The sequence below is a fragment of the uncultured Ruegeria sp. genome (assembly GCF_947504215.1).
Taxonomy (GTDB): domain Bacteria; phylum Pseudomonadota; class Alphaproteobacteria; order Rhodobacterales; family Rhodobacteraceae; genus Ruegeria.
Genome location: NZ_CANNGO010000016.1, coordinates 1 through 19,624, shown reverse-complemented (window position 1 = coordinate 19,624; position 19,624 = coordinate 1). Strand labels below are relative to the sequence as shown.

22 protein-coding genes are annotated in these 19,624 nt (G+C 57.2%); 11 read left to right on the top strand and 11 right to left on the bottom strand.

The window, feature by feature from the left end; all coding sequences use genetic code 11:
- Positions 1 to 15 precede the first annotated feature (15 nt).
- The gene (locus tag Q1B21_RS20200; protein WP_299892625.1) at positions 16 to 555 is read right to left on the bottom strand and encodes a GNAT family N-acetyltransferase; all 540 of its coding nucleotides are present in this window, start codon (positions 553 to 555) and stop codon (positions 16 to 18) included.
- 317 nt (positions 556 to 872) lie between these two features.
- Here Q1B21_RS20200 and alr point away from each other — a divergent pair, with 317 nt between their 5' ends.
- From alr to Q1B21_RS20155, 9 genes are all read left to right on the top strand, one after another.
- A complete protein-coding gene (alr, locus tag Q1B21_RS20195; RefSeq protein ID WP_299892623.1) occupies positions 873 to 1,907 on the top strand; it encodes an alanine racemase in 1,035 nt (344 codons plus the stop codon).
- Positions 1,904 to 2,686 (top strand): ABC transporter permease, encoded by a 783-nt coding sequence (locus tag Q1B21_RS20190; protein WP_120635602.1) that lies wholly within the window; start codon positions 1,904 to 1,906, stop codon positions 2,684 to 2,686. Before alr ends, Q1B21_RS20190 begins: the two co-directional genes overlap by 4 nt.
- A complete protein-coding gene (locus Q1B21_RS20185; RefSeq protein ID WP_299892621.1) occupies positions 2,683 to 3,429 on the top strand; it encodes an ABC transporter ATP-binding protein in 747 nt (248 codons plus the stop codon). The genes Q1B21_RS20190 and Q1B21_RS20185 overlap by 4 nt, the downstream gene beginning before the upstream one ends.
- A 536-nt stretch (positions 3,430 to 3,965) precedes the next feature.
- The gene (locus Q1B21_RS20180) at positions 3,966 to 4,415 is read left to right on the top strand and encodes a paraquat-inducible protein A (protein WP_299075722.1); all 450 of its coding nucleotides are present in this window, start codon (positions 3,966 to 3,968) and stop codon (positions 4,413 to 4,415) included.
- Positions 4,416 to 4,546: 131 nt separating this feature from the next.
- Positions 4,547 to 5,911 (top strand): DNA repair protein RadA, encoded by a 1,365-nt coding sequence (gene radA / locus Q1B21_RS20175; RefSeq protein ID WP_299075728.1) that lies wholly within the window; start codon positions 4,547 to 4,549, stop codon positions 5,909 to 5,911.
- 42 nt (positions 5,912 to 5,953) lie between these two features.
- Complete coding sequence (locus tag Q1B21_RS20170; RefSeq protein ID WP_298934847.1) at positions 5,954 to 6,547, top strand: CvpA family protein; 594 nt, start codon at positions 5,954 to 5,956, stop codon at positions 6,545 to 6,547.
- A 657-nt stretch (positions 6,548 to 7,204) separates the two neighbouring features.
- Positions 7,205 to 8,728 (top strand): amidophosphoribosyltransferase, encoded by a 1,524-nt coding sequence (purF, locus tag Q1B21_RS20165; RefSeq protein WP_299892616.1) that lies wholly within the window; start codon positions 7,205 to 7,207, stop codon positions 8,726 to 8,728.
- 283 nt (positions 8,729 to 9,011) lie between these two features.
- Positions 9,012 to 9,260 carry a hypothetical protein gene (locus tag Q1B21_RS20160; protein ID WP_298934845.1) on the top strand — a complete coding sequence of 83 codons (249 nt, stop codon included), beginning with the start codon at positions 9,012 to 9,014 and terminating at the stop codon, positions 9,258 to 9,260.
- A gap of 42 nt (positions 9,261 to 9,302) precedes the next feature.
- Complete coding sequence (locus tag Q1B21_RS20155) at positions 9,303 to 9,947, top strand: SDR family oxidoreductase (protein ID WP_299075734.1); 645 nt, start codon at positions 9,303 to 9,305, stop codon at positions 9,945 to 9,947.
- 59 nt (positions 9,948 to 10,006) lie between these two features.
- Here the strand turns inward: Q1B21_RS20155 and Q1B21_RS20150 are convergent, their stop codons facing one another.
- From Q1B21_RS20150 to Q1B21_RS20135, 4 genes are all read right to left on the bottom strand, one after another.
- A complete protein-coding gene (locus tag Q1B21_RS20150) occupies positions 10,007 to 10,849 on the bottom strand; it encodes an ATP-binding protein (RefSeq protein ID WP_299075737.1) in 843 nt (280 codons plus the stop codon).
- A 116-nt stretch (positions 10,850 to 10,965) separates the two neighbouring features.
- Entirely contained in the window at positions 10,966 to 11,886 is a 921-nt protein-coding gene (locus tag Q1B21_RS20145) for a twin-arginine translocase subunit TatC (RefSeq protein WP_299075742.1), read from the bottom strand.
- Positions 11,883 to 12,341: a Sec-independent protein translocase protein TatB gene (tatB, locus tag Q1B21_RS20140; RefSeq protein ID WP_299075745.1), complete on the bottom strand. Its 459-nt coding sequence runs from the start codon at positions 12,339 to 12,341 to the stop codon at positions 11,883 to 11,885. The genes Q1B21_RS20145 and tatB overlap by 4 nt, the downstream gene beginning before the upstream one ends.
- Before the next feature lie 6 nt (positions 12,342 to 12,347).
- Positions 12,348 to 12,563, bottom strand: coding sequence for a twin-arginine translocase TatA/TatE family subunit (locus Q1B21_RS20135; protein ID WP_120635614.1), 216 nt, complete (start codon positions 12,561 to 12,563; stop codon positions 12,348 to 12,350).
- 221 nt (positions 12,564 to 12,784) lie between these two features.
- Here Q1B21_RS20135 and Q1B21_RS20130 point away from each other — a divergent pair, with 221 nt between their 5' ends.
- The gene (locus Q1B21_RS20130) at positions 12,785 to 13,090 is read left to right on the top strand and encodes a hypothetical protein (RefSeq protein WP_299892610.1); all 306 of its coding nucleotides are present in this window, start codon (positions 12,785 to 12,787) and stop codon (positions 13,088 to 13,090) included.
- A 30-nt stretch (positions 13,091 to 13,120) separates the two neighbouring features.
- Positions 13,121 to 13,792, top strand: a complete 672-nt coding sequence (locus Q1B21_RS20125; protein ID WP_298934839.1) for a YafY family protein — start codon at positions 13,121 to 13,123, stop codon at positions 13,790 to 13,792.
- A gap of 61 nt (positions 13,793 to 13,853) precedes the next feature.
- Here the strand turns inward: Q1B21_RS20125 and Q1B21_RS20120 are convergent, their stop codons facing one another.
- From Q1B21_RS20120 to Q1B21_RS20095, 6 genes are all read right to left on the bottom strand, one after another.
- Positions 13,854 to 15,023, bottom strand: coding sequence for a peptidoglycan DD-metalloendopeptidase family protein (locus Q1B21_RS20120; protein WP_299892607.1), 1,170 nt, complete (start codon positions 15,021 to 15,023; stop codon positions 13,854 to 13,856).
- A gap of 62 nt (positions 15,024 to 15,085) precedes the next feature.
- A complete protein-coding gene (locus Q1B21_RS20115; protein ID WP_299892604.1) occupies positions 15,086 to 15,736 on the bottom strand; it encodes a protein-L-isoaspartate(D-aspartate) O-methyltransferase in 651 nt (216 codons plus the stop codon).
- Complete coding sequence (gene surE / locus Q1B21_RS20110) at positions 15,733 to 16,515, bottom strand: 5'/3'-nucleotidase SurE (protein ID WP_299892601.1); 783 nt, start codon at positions 16,513 to 16,515, stop codon at positions 15,733 to 15,735. The genes Q1B21_RS20115 and surE overlap by 4 nt, the downstream gene beginning before the upstream one ends.
- 121 nt (positions 16,516 to 16,636) lie before the next feature.
- Positions 16,637 to 17,722, bottom strand: coding sequence for an ABC transporter ATP-binding protein (locus Q1B21_RS20105; RefSeq protein WP_299892598.1), 1,086 nt, complete (start codon positions 17,720 to 17,722; stop codon positions 16,637 to 16,639).
- 184 nt (positions 17,723 to 17,906) lie between these two features.
- Positions 17,907 to 18,401, bottom strand: coding sequence for a GFA family protein (locus tag Q1B21_RS20100; protein WP_299892595.1), 495 nt, complete (start codon positions 18,399 to 18,401; stop codon positions 17,907 to 17,909).
- 254 nt (positions 18,402 to 18,655) lie between these two features.
- Entirely contained in the window at positions 18,656 to 19,453 is a 798-nt protein-coding gene (locus Q1B21_RS20095; RefSeq protein WP_299892592.1) for a heparin lyase I family protein, read from the bottom strand.
- Positions 19,454 to 19,624 lie beyond the last annotated feature (171 nt).

The following is a 19,624-nucleotide window of genomic DNA, read 5'->3' as shown; positions in this document are numbered from 1 at the left end:
CCGTCAATCGGCGTATCACCAAAGCTCCGGCTTGTTCAAAGCCGGAACACAGCGGGACGGACCCGGCACAGGTGTCAGATCCGACCCATGCAGCGATTGACCCAGCCATCCATGCGGATGGTTCAGCGGAAGTGGCGCAGGTACAACATCCTGAGAAACAGGCATAAATCCGGTTTTTCGGTAATATTCAGGATCGCCATAGGTGATCGCGATGTCGAACCCTTTGCCGCGCAGGCCGTCCAATCCGTAAGCGATCAGTTTCTGCCCCACACCTGCCCGCTGCCGATCCGTCCGAACCGCAACCGGTGACAACAAACAGAGCCGCCACGCATCCCCGGCAAACTTAAGCCGTGAAAAGAAGATACACCCAAGCAAGGTACCCTTATCCAACGCGACATAGACAAACAGATCCGTATCCGGCGTTGTAACCATCAGATCATCGACGAACCTGCGGATGATCTGACCCTCATTTGCCCCCTCGGAGGCGGTAAAAACGCTTTCGAAAAGGTTTGGAATTTCGACTTCAAACCCCGCATATCCTTCGACGCATTTCATCACATGTTTCCCCGAGTGCAGCGCGTTCTGATCCCGCGAGTTTTAAATCACCTTATGGCGTCAACATACAGCCCATAGCGGCCAACAGCGGTCACTTACGATTGGTTACGTTCCAGCATGATAGAACGACCGGCAATCGCGGTCGGGTTTGATCCCGCTTGGTGCAAAACTATTGGCCGACACATTCGATCAGAATGTCTAAAACCGGGTGAATTAACCCTGTATCAAGCCGGAAGTTGCTTATGACGCACGGAAATCCCCCGATAAACTGCCTCTTCCCCCTTGACCTCGAAGGCTCCGATGTCATGAACAGTGCCATGAGTACCGCGCGTTTAAAAATCAATCTTCAAGCACTCGTCAGCAATTGGCGGGCTCTTGATGCGACCACCGAAGTTGAAACCGCAGCCGTGGTCAAAGCCGACGGGTATGGCCTGGGTGCCGGGCCGGTTTCATCCGCACTGGCCGAAGAAGGCGTGCGCACGTTCTTCGTGGCCGTGGCCGAAGAAGGCGCCGACGTGCGTAAGGCTGTCGGCCCCGGCCCGACGATCGAGGTTTTCTCGGGTCATATGGAAGGCGACACTGATCTGCTGCGGGCCCATGACCTGACACCGCTGATCAATTCCCCGGAACAGTTTCAGCGCCATTTACAAGCTCTGCCCGACCATCCGTTTGGTATCCAACTGGACAGCGGAATGAACCGTCTGGGGCTTGAGCCTGCTGACTGGGCCGAACTGAGTGAAAAGATCAAGGCATTGAACCCCCGCCTTGTGATATCGCATCTGGCCTGTGCAGACCAACCTGATCATCCGATGAACCAGCAACAGCTCAAGACGTTTCGCGAGATGACAGAAGGCGTGTCAGCACCCCGGTCTCTGGCGGCAACGGGCGGCATTCTGTTGGGCTCTGCGTTTCACTTTGATCTCTGCCGTCCGGGTATCGGGCTGTATGGCGGGTTGCCGTTTGCAGGGGCCAAACCTGTCATAACCATCGATCTGCCGGTCATCCAAGTGCGCGCCGTCGAAGTCGGTGAAACCGTTGGCTACGGCAACACCTGGACCGCGCGGCGTCCGTCGCGCATTGCAACCGTTGCGGCAGGTTATGCCGACGGTCTGCACCGCGCTATCGGTGGTGGAATCGACACCTTTGCGGGCGATCAGCCCTGTCCGGTTGTCGGGCGCATCTCGATGGACTTGATCACCGTGGACGTCACCGATCTGTCCCACGACCCGGATCACCTGCGCATCCTGAACGGCCATCAGACCGTGGATGATCTGGCCGAAGCCGCTGGCACTATCGGCTATGAAATCCTGACCTCGATCGGCCAACGCTATTCACGGGGTTACGTGGAATGACGCCTGTCGCAATGCTGGGTGGATTGGGCCGCGCGGTCCTGGGCTTGCTCGCCGCCTTCGGGCGTGTGGCCTTGTTTGCGCTAGACGCCATTTCCCATATCATCCGCCCCCCGTTTTACCCGCGAGAATTCGGTCTGGCCCTGCTGAACATAGGTTGGCTGTCGCTGCCGGTTGTTGGCCTGACCGCGATCTTCACCGGCGGCGCCCTGGCATTGCAAATCTATGCAGGCGGTGCCCGTTTCAATGCCGAGGCCGTGGTGCCCCAGATCGTGGCCATCGGCATGGTGCGCGAGCTTGGACCGGTGCTGGTTGGACTGATGATCGCCGCGCGCGTGACCTCATCCATCGCGGCCGAGATAGCGACTATGAAAGTGACCGAACAGATCGACGCGCTGGTCACCCTCTCGACCCATCCGATGAAATACCTCACGGCCCCGCGTGTGCTGGCGGCGGTGATAACTGTGCCCGCACTGGTCGCAGTCGGTGACGTCATCGGCATCGCCGGAGGCTACACGGTCGCCACCCAGAACCTGGGCTTCAATCCTGCGACCTACCTTAAGAATACAGTCGATTTCCTTGAACTGCGCGACATCGTCTCGTCCCTGGTCAAAGGTGCTGCGTTTGGCCTGATCGCCGCCATCATGGGCTGCTATTACGGTATGTCCTCGGGTCGCGGCGCACAGGGTGTTGGCCGCGCCACCAAGGGCTCGGTCGAAGCCGCCGCCGTGCTGATCCTCGCCGCCAACTTCGTTCTCACAGGGGTGTTCTTCTCGCTATGATCCGGATGGAGAACGTACATAAAGCCTTCGATGACAACCACGTCCTGCGGGGCATGAACCTAGAGATTCCCAAGGGCACGTCGATGGTCATCATTGGCGGCTCGGGCACCGGTAAATCCGTGGCGCTAAAATGTATTCTGGGCCTGATCACCCCAGACAGCGGCAATATCCTGGTCGACGGCAAAGACGCGCAATCCGGCGACCGCGACGCGTTTCTGGCCCGGTTCGGGATGTTGTTTCAGGGCGGCGCCCTGTTTGACTCCCTACCCGTCTGGCAGAACGTCGCCTTCCGCCTGCTACGCGGCTCGCTGAAACGCACTGCCGACGAGGCACGCAAAATCGCCATCGAAAAACTGCGCCGCGTCGGCCTGAAATCCGACGTTGCCGACCGCTTCCCGGCTGAACTGTCGGGCGGTATGCAAAAACGCGTGGGCCTGGCGCGCGCCATCGCCGCCGAACCCGAGATCATCTTTTTCGATGAACCCACCACCGGCCTCGACCCGATCATGTCCGGCGTCATCAACGACTTGATCCGCGAGATTGTGACCGAGATGGGCGCCACCGCGATGACCATCACCCATGACATGAGTTCCGTTCGCGCGATTGCCGACAACGTGGCCATGCTGCACGGAGGGGTGATCCAGTGGACCGGACCGGTTGAGCAGATGGATGCGTCTGGTGATCCCTATGTGGAGCAGTTCATCAGTGGGAGTGCTGAGGGGCCGATTGAGGCGGTGCGTTGAATTCTCAACTCCATAGAATTATTGGCTAAAAATTCGCGGGACGAGCAATGGTATTCCTTCTTTTGCTAGTTCTTTTTGTTCCGGTAATAGCTGTATGGACTTCGGTCTCGCTGGGAACAAAAATTAGAAAAAATACGCCGTTTCAAAGACTTGGATGCATTCTGATTTGGGTGCCTGTTCTCAGCTTCGTTTGGAACACTGTTTTTGCAATCGCCCTATTTTACATGCCCGAGCTTCCAGAACCTGTCAAAGAACTGATATTTTATTGCAAATGGTTGGGGTACTTTATTTTTTTTGAAGTTTTTCTTGGCCCTGTTGTGACCGTCGGCGTTGCAGCAATTGCCATTCACAAGAGACTCTACGTCATTCATAGTCTCCTAACGATCCTCTTTTGCATTCTAGTTATTTGGTGGTTCTTTTCGCTTCTGTCCTAGTTGCATCGCCATCCAAGGGCTTGAGATCTATCAAACTCCAAAACTAGACAGCCAATTCAAATTGACGCTTGGAATCCTGATTTTAATAACCAATGTAGGCACATGCTCCGCCTCGCCACCCTTTCCCTGCTGATCCTCTACCCCATCGCGTGGTTCGCCCCGCTGATGCGCGCCGGGTTCCTTCCGATCTTTGGCCTTTCAGAGATCAGCGTCATCACCGGCCTTCAGTCCCTGTGGAAATCCGACGTCTTCCTCGCACTGGTCGTCACCATCTTCGCGCTCTTCGCTCCCTACATCAAAACCATCGGCACCGCCCTGATCCAATGGAACCTGCTGGACGCCCGTGTCCAACCCGCACTGAACATCCTCGGCAAACTGGCCATGGCCGACATCTTCCTAATCGCGCTTTACATCACATTGGCCAAGGGAATCTCATACGCGACAATCGAAACAGCATGGGGTCTATACCTGTTCACACTCTGCATCCTGGCGTCGATCCTTCTGGGCTACCTGACAGAACGCCAAAGCAAATCCAGCGACGCTCCGGTTTAACCAAAGCGACGGCGCGTCAGCGCCCGCCGCACCCGATGGCCCGCAGGGCCTGAGGACGCGGCGCGCCACCGGCGGTGAGGAAAGTCCGCAAGGGCTTGAAGAACCACCCATCCTCGGGCACCAAGGGCGCCATGGCAAAAACGACAACTTTCTCCTGCTCAGCCTGCGGCGCGACACATACTCGCTGGTCCGGGCGTTGTGACGGCTGCGGCGAATGGAACACCATCATACAGAACGCACCGCTATCAGCGGGCCCGGCCAAAAAGTCCTTGGGTGGAAAGCGCGGTCAATCCATTGTCCTGTCCGATCTGGCGACCGAAGAAGCCCCGCCACCACGCACCTTGTGCGGCGTGGACGAACTCGACCGCGTGCTGGGGGGTGGTCTGGTGCCGGCCTCGGCCCTTCTGGTCGGCGGTGATCCCGGGATCGGGAAATCGACCCTGCTGCTGCAAGCTGCCGCGCGGTTCGCGCGGGCCGGCGTGAAAACAATCTATGTCTCGGGCGAAGAGGCCAGCGCTCAGGTTCGGATGCGCGCCCGGCGTCTTGGGCTCGAGGACGCGCCGGTGCAACTGGCAGCCGAAACCAACCTGCGCGATATCCTGACCACGCTTGAGGCCGAGAAACCCGGCCTCGCTATTATCGATTCGATCCAGACCATGTGGGCCGACAATGTCGACAGCGCCCCCGGCTCGGTGTCACAAGTTCGTGCGGCAGCGCATGAATTGACCACGTTTGCGAAACGACACGGGGTGTCGATCATCATGGTCGGTCACGTCACCAAGGAAGGCCAGATCGCGGGTCCCCGCGTTGTTGAACATATGGTCGACACCGTGCTCTATTTCGAAGGCGAACGCGGCCACCAGTTCCGCATCCTGCGCGCCGTCAAGAACCGTTTTGGTCCGGCGGACGAGATCGGAGTGTTCGAGATGACCGGTAAGGGGCTGGCTCAGGTCACCAATCCCTCTGCACTTTTCCTGTCCGAACGCGGCACACCAAGCCCGGGGTCTGCTGTATTCGCAGGGATCGAAGGCACTCGGCCCGTACTGGTGGAACTACAGGCCCTTGTTGCCCCATCGCCGCATTCGCAACCCCGCCGCACCGTTGTAGGCTGGGACAGCGGGCGGTTGGCGATGATCCTCGCGGTGCTCGAAGCCCGCTGCGGGATTCCCTTTGCAGGGCTTGATGTGTATCTCAACGTGGCCGGCGGGTTGAAAATTGGCGAACCTGCAGCCGATCTGGCAGTGGCCGCCGCACTTCTAAGCGCGCGCGAAGACACGGCCCTGCCCGCCGATACCGTTGTTTTTGGAGAAATCTCGCTATCTGGGGCACTTAGACCGGCCCCGCAGACCGAAAACAGGTTGAAAGAAGCGCAAAAACTTGGTTTCACAGCTGCAATTGCTCCGGCAGGTGGCAAAACCGGCACTGTGGCAGGTCTGACACTCACCCGACCCTCTGATTTGGTGGGGTTTGTTGGCGAAACCTTCGGAGCAGGTTAAGGTCGCGCCCTGAGGGGCAGAAAAAAAGAACAGGCGAGGGCCATGGAAGGTTTTACAATTATTGACGGGGTGGTCGCCCTGATCATCGTTCTGTCGGGCCTGCTGGCCTATTCGCGCGGGTTCATGCGCGAAGTCATGGCCATCATAGGCTGGGTCGCGGCCGCCGTTCTGGCGTTCATTTTCGCGCCACAAGCGGTACCGCTGGTCAAGGAAATCCCGGTGGTTGGAGATTTCCTGCGCGACAGCTGTGAATTGTCGGTGATCACCGGTTTCGCAGCCGTCTTTGCAATCGCCCTGATCGTGGTCAGCATCTTCACACCGCTGTTTTCCTCGCTGGTGCAGCGCTCGGCGCTTGGCGGGCTGGATCAGGCGCTGGGGTTCTTCTTCGGTATTGCTCGCGGCATCCTGTTGGTGGCCATCGCCTTCTTTGTCTACGACACCGTTATGACCGGTCAGTCTTATACGATCGTTGACGAAAGCCGCTCGGCCAAAGTGTTCGAACAGTTCAGCTCGCAAATCGAAGAGCAGAACCCAGAACAAGCTCTGGGCTGGGTGACACAACAGTATGAAGAGCTGGTGGCAAGCTGTACCGCTGGCACCGAGGCACCTGCCGAAGCGGCACCCTCCGATAGCTGATTACGCAAGTTCACAAGTTTGTATCTAAGCCCGGCGTTTGACTGGGCTTTTTCTTGCGCAGCACTCAGACGAATCCTTCTCCGCCGCAGACAGTGCAACGGCTTGATTTCACCCCGAAACACCCATCACAACGGCTGCTGATCGGCTTGCCATAAACATCGCGGCTTTTGATCACTTCACCCGTCCCGTTGCAAATCTGACAGGGCGCCCGCCCCATACCCTGGCATCGATGGCAGCGCCGCTTGGGCTTTTCTTCTTTGCGATAGGTAGGTTTGTTTTGCCACATACTCGAACCCTGCCTGCGACTTTGGAATAAGAATTGCACCGACGCATCAACATGACAGCATATATGTTTGCGCATGTCACCAACCTCGTGCTGTGTCTTTGCCGAACACAAATGTGACCTGCGGCAATAGGTGTTTGTGATCCTTTGATGACAGCGTCGCTGTTAGGCAGTATGTGGAACCCAACCCGTCACGGAATCGGAGCCGCCGATCTTGTTCTTTCTGTATTCATTTGCCGTCGCGGCTATGATGTTCGCCTATTTGGCGTCAAGAACAGCAGAAATCACACGCTCTGCGCCCTCGATGCAAATGATCCGATCCCGGCGGCCAGTCAAACCTCGCGTCAAAAAATCATAGAAGTTGGAGCCCGTACATGTGTGGGATTTTGGGGATCGCAAGCCGGACACATGATGTCTTTGCGGAAATCTATGATGGGCTGTTGATGTTGCAGCACCGCGGCCAGGACGCCTCGGGTATCGTTACTTACAATGGCGAATTTTTCCGCGAGAAAAAGGCCAACGGTCTGGTGAAGGACGTCTTCAATGCCAGCGATGCCGAGACTCTTATGGGCAAAATCGGCATGGGCCATGTCCGCTATCCAACGGCAGGATCGCTCAGCGCGTCTGAGGCGCAGCCGTTCTTCGTGAACGCGCCCTACGGCATCTATCTGGTTCACAACGGCAACATCACCAACACCGCCGCGCAGCGCGAGAAGGTCACCGGCAAGTACAGCCGACACCTGCGCACCACGTCGGATTCCGAAATTCTACTGAACGTGATGGCCGACAAAGTCGCCGATGCGATCAAGGTCAATGGCAACGCCGACCCGATCCGCAACATCTTTGCTGGGGTCAAAATGACCATGGAACGTGTTCAGGGCGCCTATTCGGTGATCTGTCTGGTGGCGGGCGTCGGGATGCTGGCCTTCCGCGATCCTTATGGCATTCGCCCCCTGTCAGTTGCCAAGCGAGAGGTCGACGGCGCAGGCGACGACTACGCGTTTGCGTCCGAGGACGTAGCTTTTGGCATCAACGGCTTTGACAAGCTGCGCGACGTCAAGCCGGGTGAGGCCATCCTGATCGATCTGGACGGCAACATGCACACGTTCCAGGCGGTCGACGGTCAGTTGACACCTTGTATCTTTGAATACGTCTATCTGGCGCGTCCGGATTCGATGCTGGACGGAGTATCCGTTTACAAAACCCAAATGCGCATGGGCCAGACGCTGGCACGCCAGATTGAGGCCGCAGGGCTCGAGATCGATCGGATCATACCGGTCCCTGACAGCGCCCGCCCTGTGGCACTGGAAGTCGCCAAGGCCACCGGCATTTCGTATCGGGAAGGTCTGGTCAAGAACCGCTATGTCGGACGGACCTTCATCATGCCGGGCCAGGAAGAACGCCAGAAATCCGTACGACGCAAACTAAACGCGGTTCCGTTGGAGTTCAAAGACCACAATGTCTTGCTGATCGACGATTCGATCGTGCGCGGCAACACAATCAAAAAAATCGTTCAGATGTGCCGGGAAGCAGGTGCTAAGAAAGTTTACGTCGCCAGCGCCTCACCGCCGGTGAAATATCCAAATGTCTACGGCATCGACATGCCGACAAAACACGAATTGATCGCAAACGGTAAAGACATCGAAGAGATCCGCGAAGAACTGGGTGCAGACGCCCTGTTCTATCAGCATCTGGACGATCTGATCTGGTCCGCCAAAGAAGGCAATCCTGACATCGAGGCGTTTGACTGCTCGTGTTTTGACGGCGAATACATCACCGGCAGTGTCAGCCCGGATTATCTGGACAGCCTGGAAAACAGCACCCGCGTCAGCAAAAAGCGGGAGGATATGCAAGTTCCGGGCGGGTCGTGGAATGCAGCCAAGCTCGCCTCGGGTTGATCACCGGCATAGACAGGCGGTCTCGACCCGAATCGCAATGCGTTTGGACATCTAGTGCCGCGGTATGTATTGCCGGTTTCGCCTGACCATTTGCCGTCACCGGTAGAAATCCGCGCACGATGCCATCCAGAATATGACGGTCTAGCAAGGGGTTCCAGAAAGCCCGTGTCAGATGAGATTTTGCGACGCTGCGGCAGTCTTTTGTTCCCTTATCCCGTTTGATAGCCGGCACCTGACCACCACTCACCAAAAAGGGGTTGGGGCCCTGCCCTGACCGCATTTCATGTCAAACGCCACTGTCAAAAGCGCGGCCACTCAAAAGGGCGCGTTGAAAAAGAATTCGGTCTCGGTTCTAGGGATATTTGGGCCGAAAGCTGACCTGCATGCTCTGATGCGACTGTCATCCGGCCGTGTGAAAGAGGTGAAAACCGGCAGCCGGGTCGCCTCGGGCACGGTGGTTGCCATCGACGAACATGGCATCATGCTGCGACAAAGCGGCCAAACCAAGCGGATCGCCATCCCCGGCAGCTAATCGCATCTTGACGCCCCGCGTGCGGCGGGTCAAACCGCAGTCATGACCGATCAGATCAAAATCGCCCTTGTCACAGGGGCTTCTCGCGGATTGGGTGCAGCCTTGGCCGAGGCGCTGGTGCCCGACTATCACGTCGTCGCCGTGGCCCGCACAACCGGTGGGCTGGAAGAGCTGGACGACCGCATTCAGGCCAAAGGTGGCTCGGCCACTTTGGCGCCGATGGACATCACGGACCCCAACGCCATGGCGACCCTGTGCCGTGGCATTCATGATCGTTGGGGCAAGATCGATCTGTGGCTGCATACCGCAATCCATACCTCGGCCCTTACGCCTGCGCATTTTGTCGACCCCAAGGAATGGACCAAGGCGATCAATACAAATGCCAATGCCACGTCAATCCTGATCCCGTATGTTGCACCACTTTTGGGTGAGGCCGGGCATGCCGTATTCTTTGACGACCCCAAAGCCGGAGAGAAATTCTACGGCATTTACGGTGCGACCAAAGCGACCCAGATGGCCCTGGCGCGCAGCTGGGCAGCTGAGACCGAGCGCACCGGACCTAGGGTTTCGATCGTCGAACCTGCGCCTATGCCGACGGCGGTACGGGCCCGGTTTCATCCCGGTGAAGACCGCGATGCACTTACCAGCACGTCGGACGCAGCCGCGCAAGTTCTCGCTCAGATTTAGGAATGGCCCTTCGGGCCATGCCTCCGGCGGGGATATTTTTAGCCAGATGAAGCGGCGCGTTATGCGATATAGACGCCGTTGCGACCTGCCAGGTCGACAAAAAACTGCCAAGCGACGCGGCCTGAGCGCGCGCCGCGCGTGGCTTGCCATTCAATGGCTTCAGCCCGCAGCATTTCCGCATCGACAGTAACGCCATAAGCCGCGCAGTAGCGGTCGATCATGGCGAGATATTCGTCCTGATCACAGGGGTGGAAGCCTAACCACAGGCCAAAACGATCCGACAGCGATACTTTTTCCTCAACCGCCTCGGACGGGTTGATCGCGCTGGAGCGTTCGTTTTCGATCATGTCCCTTGGCATCAGGTGGCGGCGGTTAGAGGTAGCGTAGAACACCACATTCTCGGGTCGGCCCTCGATGCCGCCATCCAGAACCGCTTTGAGCGATTTATAGTGCTGGTCATCATGGCTGAAAGACAGATCATCGCAAAACAGGATGAACCTGTGCGGCGCGGCGCGCAGGTGGTTTAGCAAGCGCGCGACCGAGCCCATATCTTCGCGCTGCAGCTCCACCAGTTTCAGGTCAGGATGATCCGCGTGCAACGTGCCATGAACCGCCTTCACTAGGCTGGATTTCCCCATCCCCCGCGCGCCCCAAAGCAGCGCGTTGTTGGCCTTGAAGCCGGTTGCGAACCGACGCGTGTTATCCAGCAGAGTATCCCGCGACCGATTGATGCCCACCAGCAAGTCCAGATCGACCCGATTGACCTGCGCAACCGGCACCAGCCGATCTGGATCCACGTGCCATACAAAAGCCGAAGCGGCGTTGAAATCGGGCGCGGCCAGAGGTGCTGGTGCCATACGCTCCAACGCGTCGGCAATACGATTCAGGGCTTGATCGTCCATCGGTTCCTCCGGAGTATTTCGCAGGGTTTCAATCATGTTCCGTCCCGCGCAACAAGGGCTGCACATGAAAAAGGCGCGCCAAACAAGGGCGCGCCTGATCCAATTTCACAAGCACATTACTTGTCGTCTTCGAAGTCCTGCATCAGGTCATCGTCTGCCTCGGCTTCGTCGTCGTAATAACCGTCGGCACGCAGTTTTTCTTCGCGCTTCTTCTCGACACGTGCCACCAGGAAGATGGAGACCTCGTACAGACCATAGACCACGACAAACAGGATGATCTGAGTGATCACATCTGGCGGTGTGACCAGCGCAGCCAAGACAAGGATGCCTACCATCGCGTATTTTCGAACGCTGCCCAGGCCTTCGGCACTGACCAGCCCGGCTTTGCCCATAAGGGTCAGCAACACTGGCAACTGGAAACACAGGCCAAACGCAATGATGAATTTGAGTGTGATGTCCAAGGACTCGTTGACCTTGCCAAAGAAGGTGATTTTCACGCCTTCAGCGGTTTCAGGGACAACTACGATTTCTTCAGGCACATCGCCACTTGTCGCTGACAGCAGGTTGGCGAAAATCGAGCTGACATCTGCAAAGCCCAAAAAGAACTGCATCGCCAAGGGCGTAACGACAAACTGCGCAAAGGATGCGCCCAGCAGGAACATAAACGGTGACGCGACAAGAAAGGGCATGAAAGCACCCTTTTCAGACTTGTAAAGCCCCGGTGCCACAAAGCGCCACAACTGGTACGAGATCACCGGGAACGCCAGCGCAAACCCGAACACCATCGAGATCCTGAACAGCGTGAACAAGTATTCCTGAGGCGACGTATATTGCAGCGTCGGCGCAGGATCACCCAGGGCACGCAGCGTTGCCTCGATCGGTTGCACCAAAAATTGCAAGATCGGTTCGGCCACCGTGAACGCGACGATGATGCCAATAACAAACGCGATGACGGACCGGATCAGCCGCGTGCGCAGTTCGGCCAGATGTTCAATCAAAGGGGCCGAGGAATCCTCGATTTCGTCGGTCTTGCTCATGTTTTGCTTTCAGTGTTCAGCGCGGCTTCGGCCTCTTCTGCCTTTGCCAGTGCGTCAGCAGCTTCTTTGGCCTTGCGTTCGGCCGCAGCACGGGCGGTCGTGGCCTGAATTTTCTTGGCCTGTTCTGCCCGTTCGGCCGCAAGCTTGCCAGTTTCGCTGTCTGGATCGAACTTGGTTGGATCGATGCTTTTGGCCATATCTTGCGCGGCCTCTTTCACGCCGTCCATCGCGCTCCCGACCGGGTTGGTCGCGGCATTCAGCCCCTTTTTGATCTCATTCACGCCGGCCTCATCAGCCGCATCGTTCATCGCCGAGCTGAATTCACGCGCCATGCCCCGCGCCTTGCCAACCCATCGGCCAACATTGCGGAACAACACCGGCAAGTCTTTTGGCCCGACCACAATCAGGGCGACGACGCCGATGACCAGAAGCTCGGTCATGCCCAGATCAAACATTGGGAATTAGACCTTGTCTTTTTCGGTTTCCGGCGTGACGTCCTTGGCCAGTTCTGAGGCTTCCTGTTCGCCCTCTTCCACGCCTTCTTTAACACCCTTCTTGAACGAAGTGATGCCTTTGCCGACTTCGCCCATCAGCGAACTGATTTTTCCGCGTCCAAACAGGACCAGAACCACAACTGCGATGAGCAGGATGCCGGGTAAACCGATATTGTTAAGCATGTCTTTTCTCCTAGTGCGTCGACGCTACGCGCGCCGGAAATCTGTTTTCGCGTTGTGTTTACGACCCAAAGCGCTCTGCAGAAAGAGATCTGAGGCATTGGATGGCCCGAAATTGATGAGTTTGGGCATTTTCTAAGGGCTCGCCTTTTCCAACTGACAGGTTTATGTCAGTTGATGGTGGCTAGGTCTAGGGCATCTAAACCCAGTCAACGGAGACTCAGATGACCCAAGTCGCAGAAATTGTAACATTCAAACTGGCCAATGGCACCACTTCGGAAGATTTCGTGAAACTCAGTCAGGCCTCGGAAGGCTTCGTGCGTTCAGCGCCCGGCTTTATGCACCGTCAGCTCAGCCTGGGCGAGGACGGTCAATGGACCGACTATGTGATTTGGCAGGACATGCAGTCCGCGAAAGATGCCGCCACAAAGTTTCCAGAACAGGATTTTGCCCCGGCCCTGATGGCCACTATGCAGCCAGACAGCGTTCAGGTCAGACATGAGCATGTGCTATGGAATATGACATCGTAACGGACAGGGCGGCGCGCCCGAGGAAAGTAAATGCGCCGCACTGATCGACTGTTTGATATCATTCAGATCCTGCGTGACGGCAAATTACACCGCGCGCAGGACATTGCGGACCGGCTTGAGGTGTCGGTCCGCACTATCTATCGCGACATGGACACGTTGGTTGCTTCGGGCGTTCCGGTCGAGGGCGAACGTGGTGTGGGATATATGGTGCGCGAGCAGATCACCCTGCCCCCCCTGAACCTGACACCCGCCGAGCTTGAAGCGCTGAATCTTGGCATGGCCATTGTGGCCGAGGCAGCTGATCCCGACCTAAAGGCAGCTGCGGGGTCGCTTGCCGACAAGATCGATGCTGTGCTGCCGACACAGGTCGTGGCTGAGGCCGATACCTGGAAATTCGCCGTCTATCCCTTTGCAGATGCCGCGCGTGGGCTGGCCCATATGGCCCCGATCCGAGCGGCGATCAAATCCCGTCAAAAACTACGCTTGTCCTATCGCCGTATCGACGGTGTTCTGACAGATCGCGTGATCCGCCCCCTCCATATGGAATACTGGGGGCGAGTTTGGACGCTGACCGCCTGGTGCGAATTGCGAGATGGCTTTCGCGTCTTCCGTATCGACCTGATCGAAACCGTCACACCTATGCCCGAAGTCTTTGCGGACGAGCCCGGAAAACAGTTGAGTGACTATGACCCAACCGCCTGATACCGCGTGATATTCTTCGAAGCTTTATCAGCGAGATGGCCGGGTACGGGCGGCACCGAGATCACTTCAGATATGGCTCGGGATCGACAGATTCAAAGCCCTTGCGCACTTCGAAGTGTACATAGGCATTGTCGCCACCGCGCAGCGCAGCAATCTTTTGACCGCGCCGAACCCGATCACCCTTTTTGACGGTGATGCCTTCAACATTGGCGTAAACGGTCAGCAGATCGTTGGTGTGCTTGACCACTATGATTGGCACTTGGTCTGCATCCGCCGTGATGGCCGCAACTGTTCCTGCTTCGGCCGCTTCAACCGAGGTCCCTGGGGCAGCTGCGATATCGATGCCTTCGTTCTTGCCCTTGTCGTAGGTCCGAATGATCTTACCCGACACAGGCAGAGACAACGCCCCTGATCCGGTGGAATTGCTGGGCGCCTCGGCTGTGACATCCGGCGCCTCAGCCGCCTCAATCTTTTCTTCCGGCAATGGTTGTGTCGCACTAGGCGGCGTCGGTGTGGGTGAGCCCTGTCCCGGCTGAGTCACCTCGGTCGCAGCAACCGGAGCAGCCGCAGCGGTTTGCCGAGGGGCCGCCTGGTCCTTGACGGGAATAAGCAGGTACTGCCCTTCCCGGATTGCGAAATCGGGCCCCAGCCCGTTCCACTCGGCCAGCGACTCGACCGGTACGTTGTACAGGCGCGAAATCGTATAGGCGGTTTCGCCACGTTTCACTTTATGTCGCGTCGGCTCTGGACCGGGCTGCACGGGCGCCGTGGTGGCTTTTGGCTTGGCGGGCTCCAATGTCGTCGTCTGAACACCGCTAGAATCGGGTGCCTGATCAATCGCTGTGCCAGCAATTGTGGCAATGTCTACCCCACTCGCACCGCCGACCGATCGCGGCAGGGCGAGGATTTCGCCATCACGCAGCCCGTCATTGGGTTGCAGGCCATTGAACCGGGCCAGTTCCCCTCCGGGCAGGCCCACACGGGCGGCCACATCTGCAACCGTGTCACCCCGGCGGGCAACGGCAACCTGATAGTTGGGATAGGTGATAACGCCACGCCCATCCGGCGCTGGCCTGTTGGCGGTTGCGGATAGCGCGGCTGGCGATGTCGAAAATCCGCCGACTTCACCGCGCAGATCATAGTCCAACGGACCTTCGCACCCGGCCAAGACCGCCAGTGCGGCAACCCCTGTCGCACAGCGGCGTATCGCTGATTTGGAAACTGCTCTCATCATTTTGTCCTCAACGCCTGCCCCTGTTTTCCGGGGTTCCGGCGACCAATTCGATACGTCCTTTACGTCTCGTCCTTCCCAAGCCCCTCAAGCAGAGGCACAAAACGAACAGACGTTAATTCGTCATAGTCCAGACCGTCCTCGGTACGCGTCACCTTAATAAGCTGCTGCACCGCATCCGACTGTCCCACGGGTAGCACCATGATACCCCCGATTTTAAGCTGCGCCAAGAGCGGTCCTGGCGGGTCCTCGGCGGCGGCTGTTACAATGATCCGGTCAAACGGCGCCTGCTCGGGCAAACCATAGGATCCATCTGACAACATCGAAGTGATATTGGTCAGCCCCATTTCGCTGAACAGCTTGCCGGTTTCGTTTACCAAACGCCGATGACGCTCGACTGTGTAGACACGGCGCGCCAGCTTGGACAGGACGGCTGCCTGATACCCCGACCCGGTGCCAATCTCTAGCACCGTGTCGCGTGGGCGCACATCCAGAGCCTGCGTCATCAACCCCACAACTGAAGGCTGGCTGATCGTCTGACCACATGCGATGGGCAGTGGCATATCTTCGTAGGCCCGGTCCGCGAACAGGCCAGTAACAAACCGGCCCCGGTCAACCTTTTCCATCGCAGCCAGAACACGCGCATCTGTCACGCCCCGCTTGCGTAGGGCGAACAGGAATTGCATCACTGTTTCTGGGTCCAGTCCGCTCATTCGATCGACTTCAACGCCTCCAGCGTATCATAGGCCGTCAGGTCAGCACGCATCGGTGTGACCGAGATATAGCCCTCTAGATTGACGGCGGCATCTGTTCCCGGCGCGGTTGGGTTGTGCTGGTATCCGCCCTTAATCCAGAGAAACCGTCGCCCCGAAGGCGAGCTGTGCGGCTCGACCGAAAAGCGGGTATCCTTGCGATAGCCCTGCGGCGCGACACGAGTGCCCAACACTTCATCGGCCGGAACCGGTGGAAAGTTCACGTTGTAGAACAGCCTGTAATCGCCCTGCTCGTCTGGTGTGGCGTCCAAAATGCGGCGCACGAGATCGGCGCCAAACCGCTTGGCGGCCTCGAACGGGTCTTCCAAACCCAGATTACGCGGTCCGAAATACTGCGACAGGGCGATTGCGGGCACACCTTGCAAAGCGGCCTCCATCGCGCCACCGATTGTCCCCGAATACAGCGTGTTTTCGGCCGAGTTGTTGCCCCGGTTCACCCCTGACAACACCAGATCCGGCGGGCATTCGGTCATCACGTCGTGCAACCCGGCCAAAACGCAATCCGCGGGTGAGCCTTCGGCGGCAAATCGGCGGTCCCCCAGTTTTGCGACCATCATGGGATGGGTATAGCTGATGCAATGCCCAACGCCCGATTGCTCGAATGCCGGTGCAACCACCCAGACCTCACCGTCGGGTCCGGCCAGATCCGCTGCAATCGCCTCGAGCGTGATCAACCCCGGAGCGTTAATCCCATCATCGTTGGTCAGAAGAATACGCATGCCCGTTCCACCCCCGCGTTTGGCCCTTGATAGACGCGCCACCGCGTTGCAGCAAGCGACGCGCCGCCACAATCTGCGGCTTTCGCGCACCACTTAGTTGGAAACTGCGGGGCAAACCCTGTCAGACCGGAAATACAAAACACCTGTCACGTCGAATGGTTAGCCACATGACCCTCCCCGGACCCGGAACGAACACGTTCGGAACCGTTGCCCTTAGGATCGAGCCGTCATAGTCCATGCGGAACTCGACGAGGCTTTCATTGCCTAAAAACCGGGCCCGCTCGACAACACCGCGTGCGGCAACTCCGTCCGTGGCCGTCGGCAGGGGACCTTTGCCGTTACGGTCGAAATCCAGCTTGATATGTTGCGGGCGAAAGACAATCTCGACATCTGTTTCATCCGGAACCCCTGGCGCCAGGAATTGACCAAAAGGTGTCTCGGCCAATGCCCCGTTAACTTGCGATCGCAACACGTTGACATCGCTGAAAAATGAGACCGCAGCTTTATCCGCGGGGCGTGTGTACACATTGTAGGGCGCGCCTTGCTGCACGATACGCCCGCCCCGCATCAACGCAATCTCATCGGCCATGCGCATCGCCTCTTCCGGTTCGTGCGTGACCAGCAGAACAGCAGCGTCTTCTTCCTTAAGGATTGCCAGCGTTTCGTCACGGATACCATCGCGCAAACGGTTATCGAGCCCCGAGAAGGGCTCGTCCATCAGCATGATGCGTGGACGCGGGGCCAGCGCACGGGCCAGCGCGACACGCTGCTGCTCGCCCCCCGACAGGTGATGCGGAAACCCGTCGATGAAGCGCATCAGATCGACCTTGGCCAACAGCTGTTCCACCCGGGCGCGTTTTTCGTCTTTACTGCCCTTAAGGCCAAACGCCACGTTGTTGGCTACGCTCAGATGCGGGAACAGGGCAAAGTCCTGAAACATCAAGCCAATTTCCCGCCGCTCGGGCGGCACCCGAAACACCGTGTCGCAAATCAGCTTGCCATCGACGTAGATCTGGCCGCTTTCCTGCATCTCGACACCCGCGATCATTCGCAGCGTCGTGGACTTTCCGCAACCAGACGGGCCCAGCAAACAGGTCACCTGCCCCGCCTGCACGGTCAGGGAAACATCATCCACCACGACCCGCCCATCATACCGGGCGACCAGATTTCGAATTTCCAACCGAGGAGGAGCTGCGTTCTCTGTCACCAATGGACCCCCTTGCCTTTCCCGATCAATTTCATCGGGCTTGGGCCGAGATAGCAATCCCGCCCCTCAGGCGCAAGCGATCAGCTTACGTGCGCAACACACGTCAGCCCGCCTTGCTCCGGAAACGACATAATGCCAATTCCAAGCCTAAATTGACCAATGCCGTATATGGGATGGCCGGTGGCTATGATCGCCGCGTTGGCTCATCTGTTCCTCCGCTCCTCTGCCACCACTCGGCGTAGCCATCCAGAAGCATTTGTAAGTCGTCGAGTGACTGAGGAAACTGAGAGAAACTGTGAGCGACGGGCACATCCACCCAAGGCATCTTTTCATCAGTCATCAATTCCACGAACGGTTCGAACGACGCGGCTCGGTCCAGCACTGACGTCCGCAGGTTAACCCGCCAATCCGCCCCTTCAATCCGGGAATAGATGAAATTCAGGCACGACGCACAAAAATAGTGCGTCCGTCCGCTTGAATGGCGACCGCCTTTGATCACTTCGCCAGTGTAAGAAAAACTGTCACTTGGAAACATCGTTGTGAGAGAATACGCGCTCGCGCTGAATTTATGACAATCGCGACAATGGCACGCCAGGGTCAAAAGCGGCGACGCGGTCACTTTGACCCGCACAGCACCACAAAGGCAGGCGCCTGCATACGGAGGTTTGGGACATACCATAGGAGATCTCTCACTTTCTTTCGTCACTTGCAGAGCGCAAACAGACTTCGGAACTGTTATGCCGAACACTCTGAGTCCAGTGCGCAACAGAAACAGAGTCCTTCGCTGGATGCAGTCTACGTACCCAGTCTTCTGGCGCAACGTCCGCTGCGAGCCCATTGGGGCACATGCTGTACTGAGAAGCCTCAATGAGGCCGAAGGACCCCAGCAGCTACATGCGCATATCTGACCGGGCCAAAAATGTCCTATTTAGTCTAGTCCGTAGGGCGCCTGGTATTCACCTGCACTTTGGAATGCTTGTTTCCCATCCTTACTTCATCAAAAAAAATGACTTGGGTAGGCATTGGTCCATTGTTTCGGCTCACGAATGACCTGTAGATACCGTATTTGAACGAGTAGTTTTTTGGTCGAAATTTTAACCAATCGCTTATGTAGGCTTTTCTTTGCCCGTTGATGTAAACTTCAAGAACTTCGTCGTCGCCCTTAGTGTCAAAATGCAAGACAACATCAGTCCACCTACCCCTCATGGCAGAAATAGAAGCCAGCTCAAATCTTTTGTCAGAATTTCTCACGTTTTTAGAGTCTCCAGACAAAATATGGACTTTAGCAAAGTACTGATTGCCTTTCATTTCCTGTTGTACAACAGGGGGATTGGACTTGAAGCCGCCAGCTTCTCCGCTCGGACCGCCCTTTTGATGAATCTGCCCGACTGTAGTTCTAACTCTGTCGCTTGTTTTGAAGTCCTTCGGTAAGAATACGCTAAATCCGATCCACTGATCCGTTCCATAGGTCCAACGTTTTTGCAGAGTAATCTCCGACCTTTCACGATCCGAACTGCAATCATTCCACCCTTGGTCTGAACCACAGTCACCTGCACGCACTTCAAACCGTTGAGACCATTTCCCTGCTCTAACTTGCTCCTTGGATTTTGTGTGTGCATGAGGGACTTTGGCTGCAAAGTGGTAACCGGGGAGCTGTCGGGCGCTCAAAGGCGTCAAATATGAAAAAGTGGCGAGAAGTGACAAAACTGCAATGAGAAAAACTAACGGCATTGTTCGATACTCCTTCACTGGAATACTAGTACTTCCAACTCTAACGTGATTCGACCTGCGCGTTAAACGACCGGTAATGAACGGCGGCTTTGTCCGGCGGTTTCAACGGGTGAGCGCAACACTTTATTCTTTTTGGAAAGATGGAGTGTGAGAGATGAAATATCGGACGCG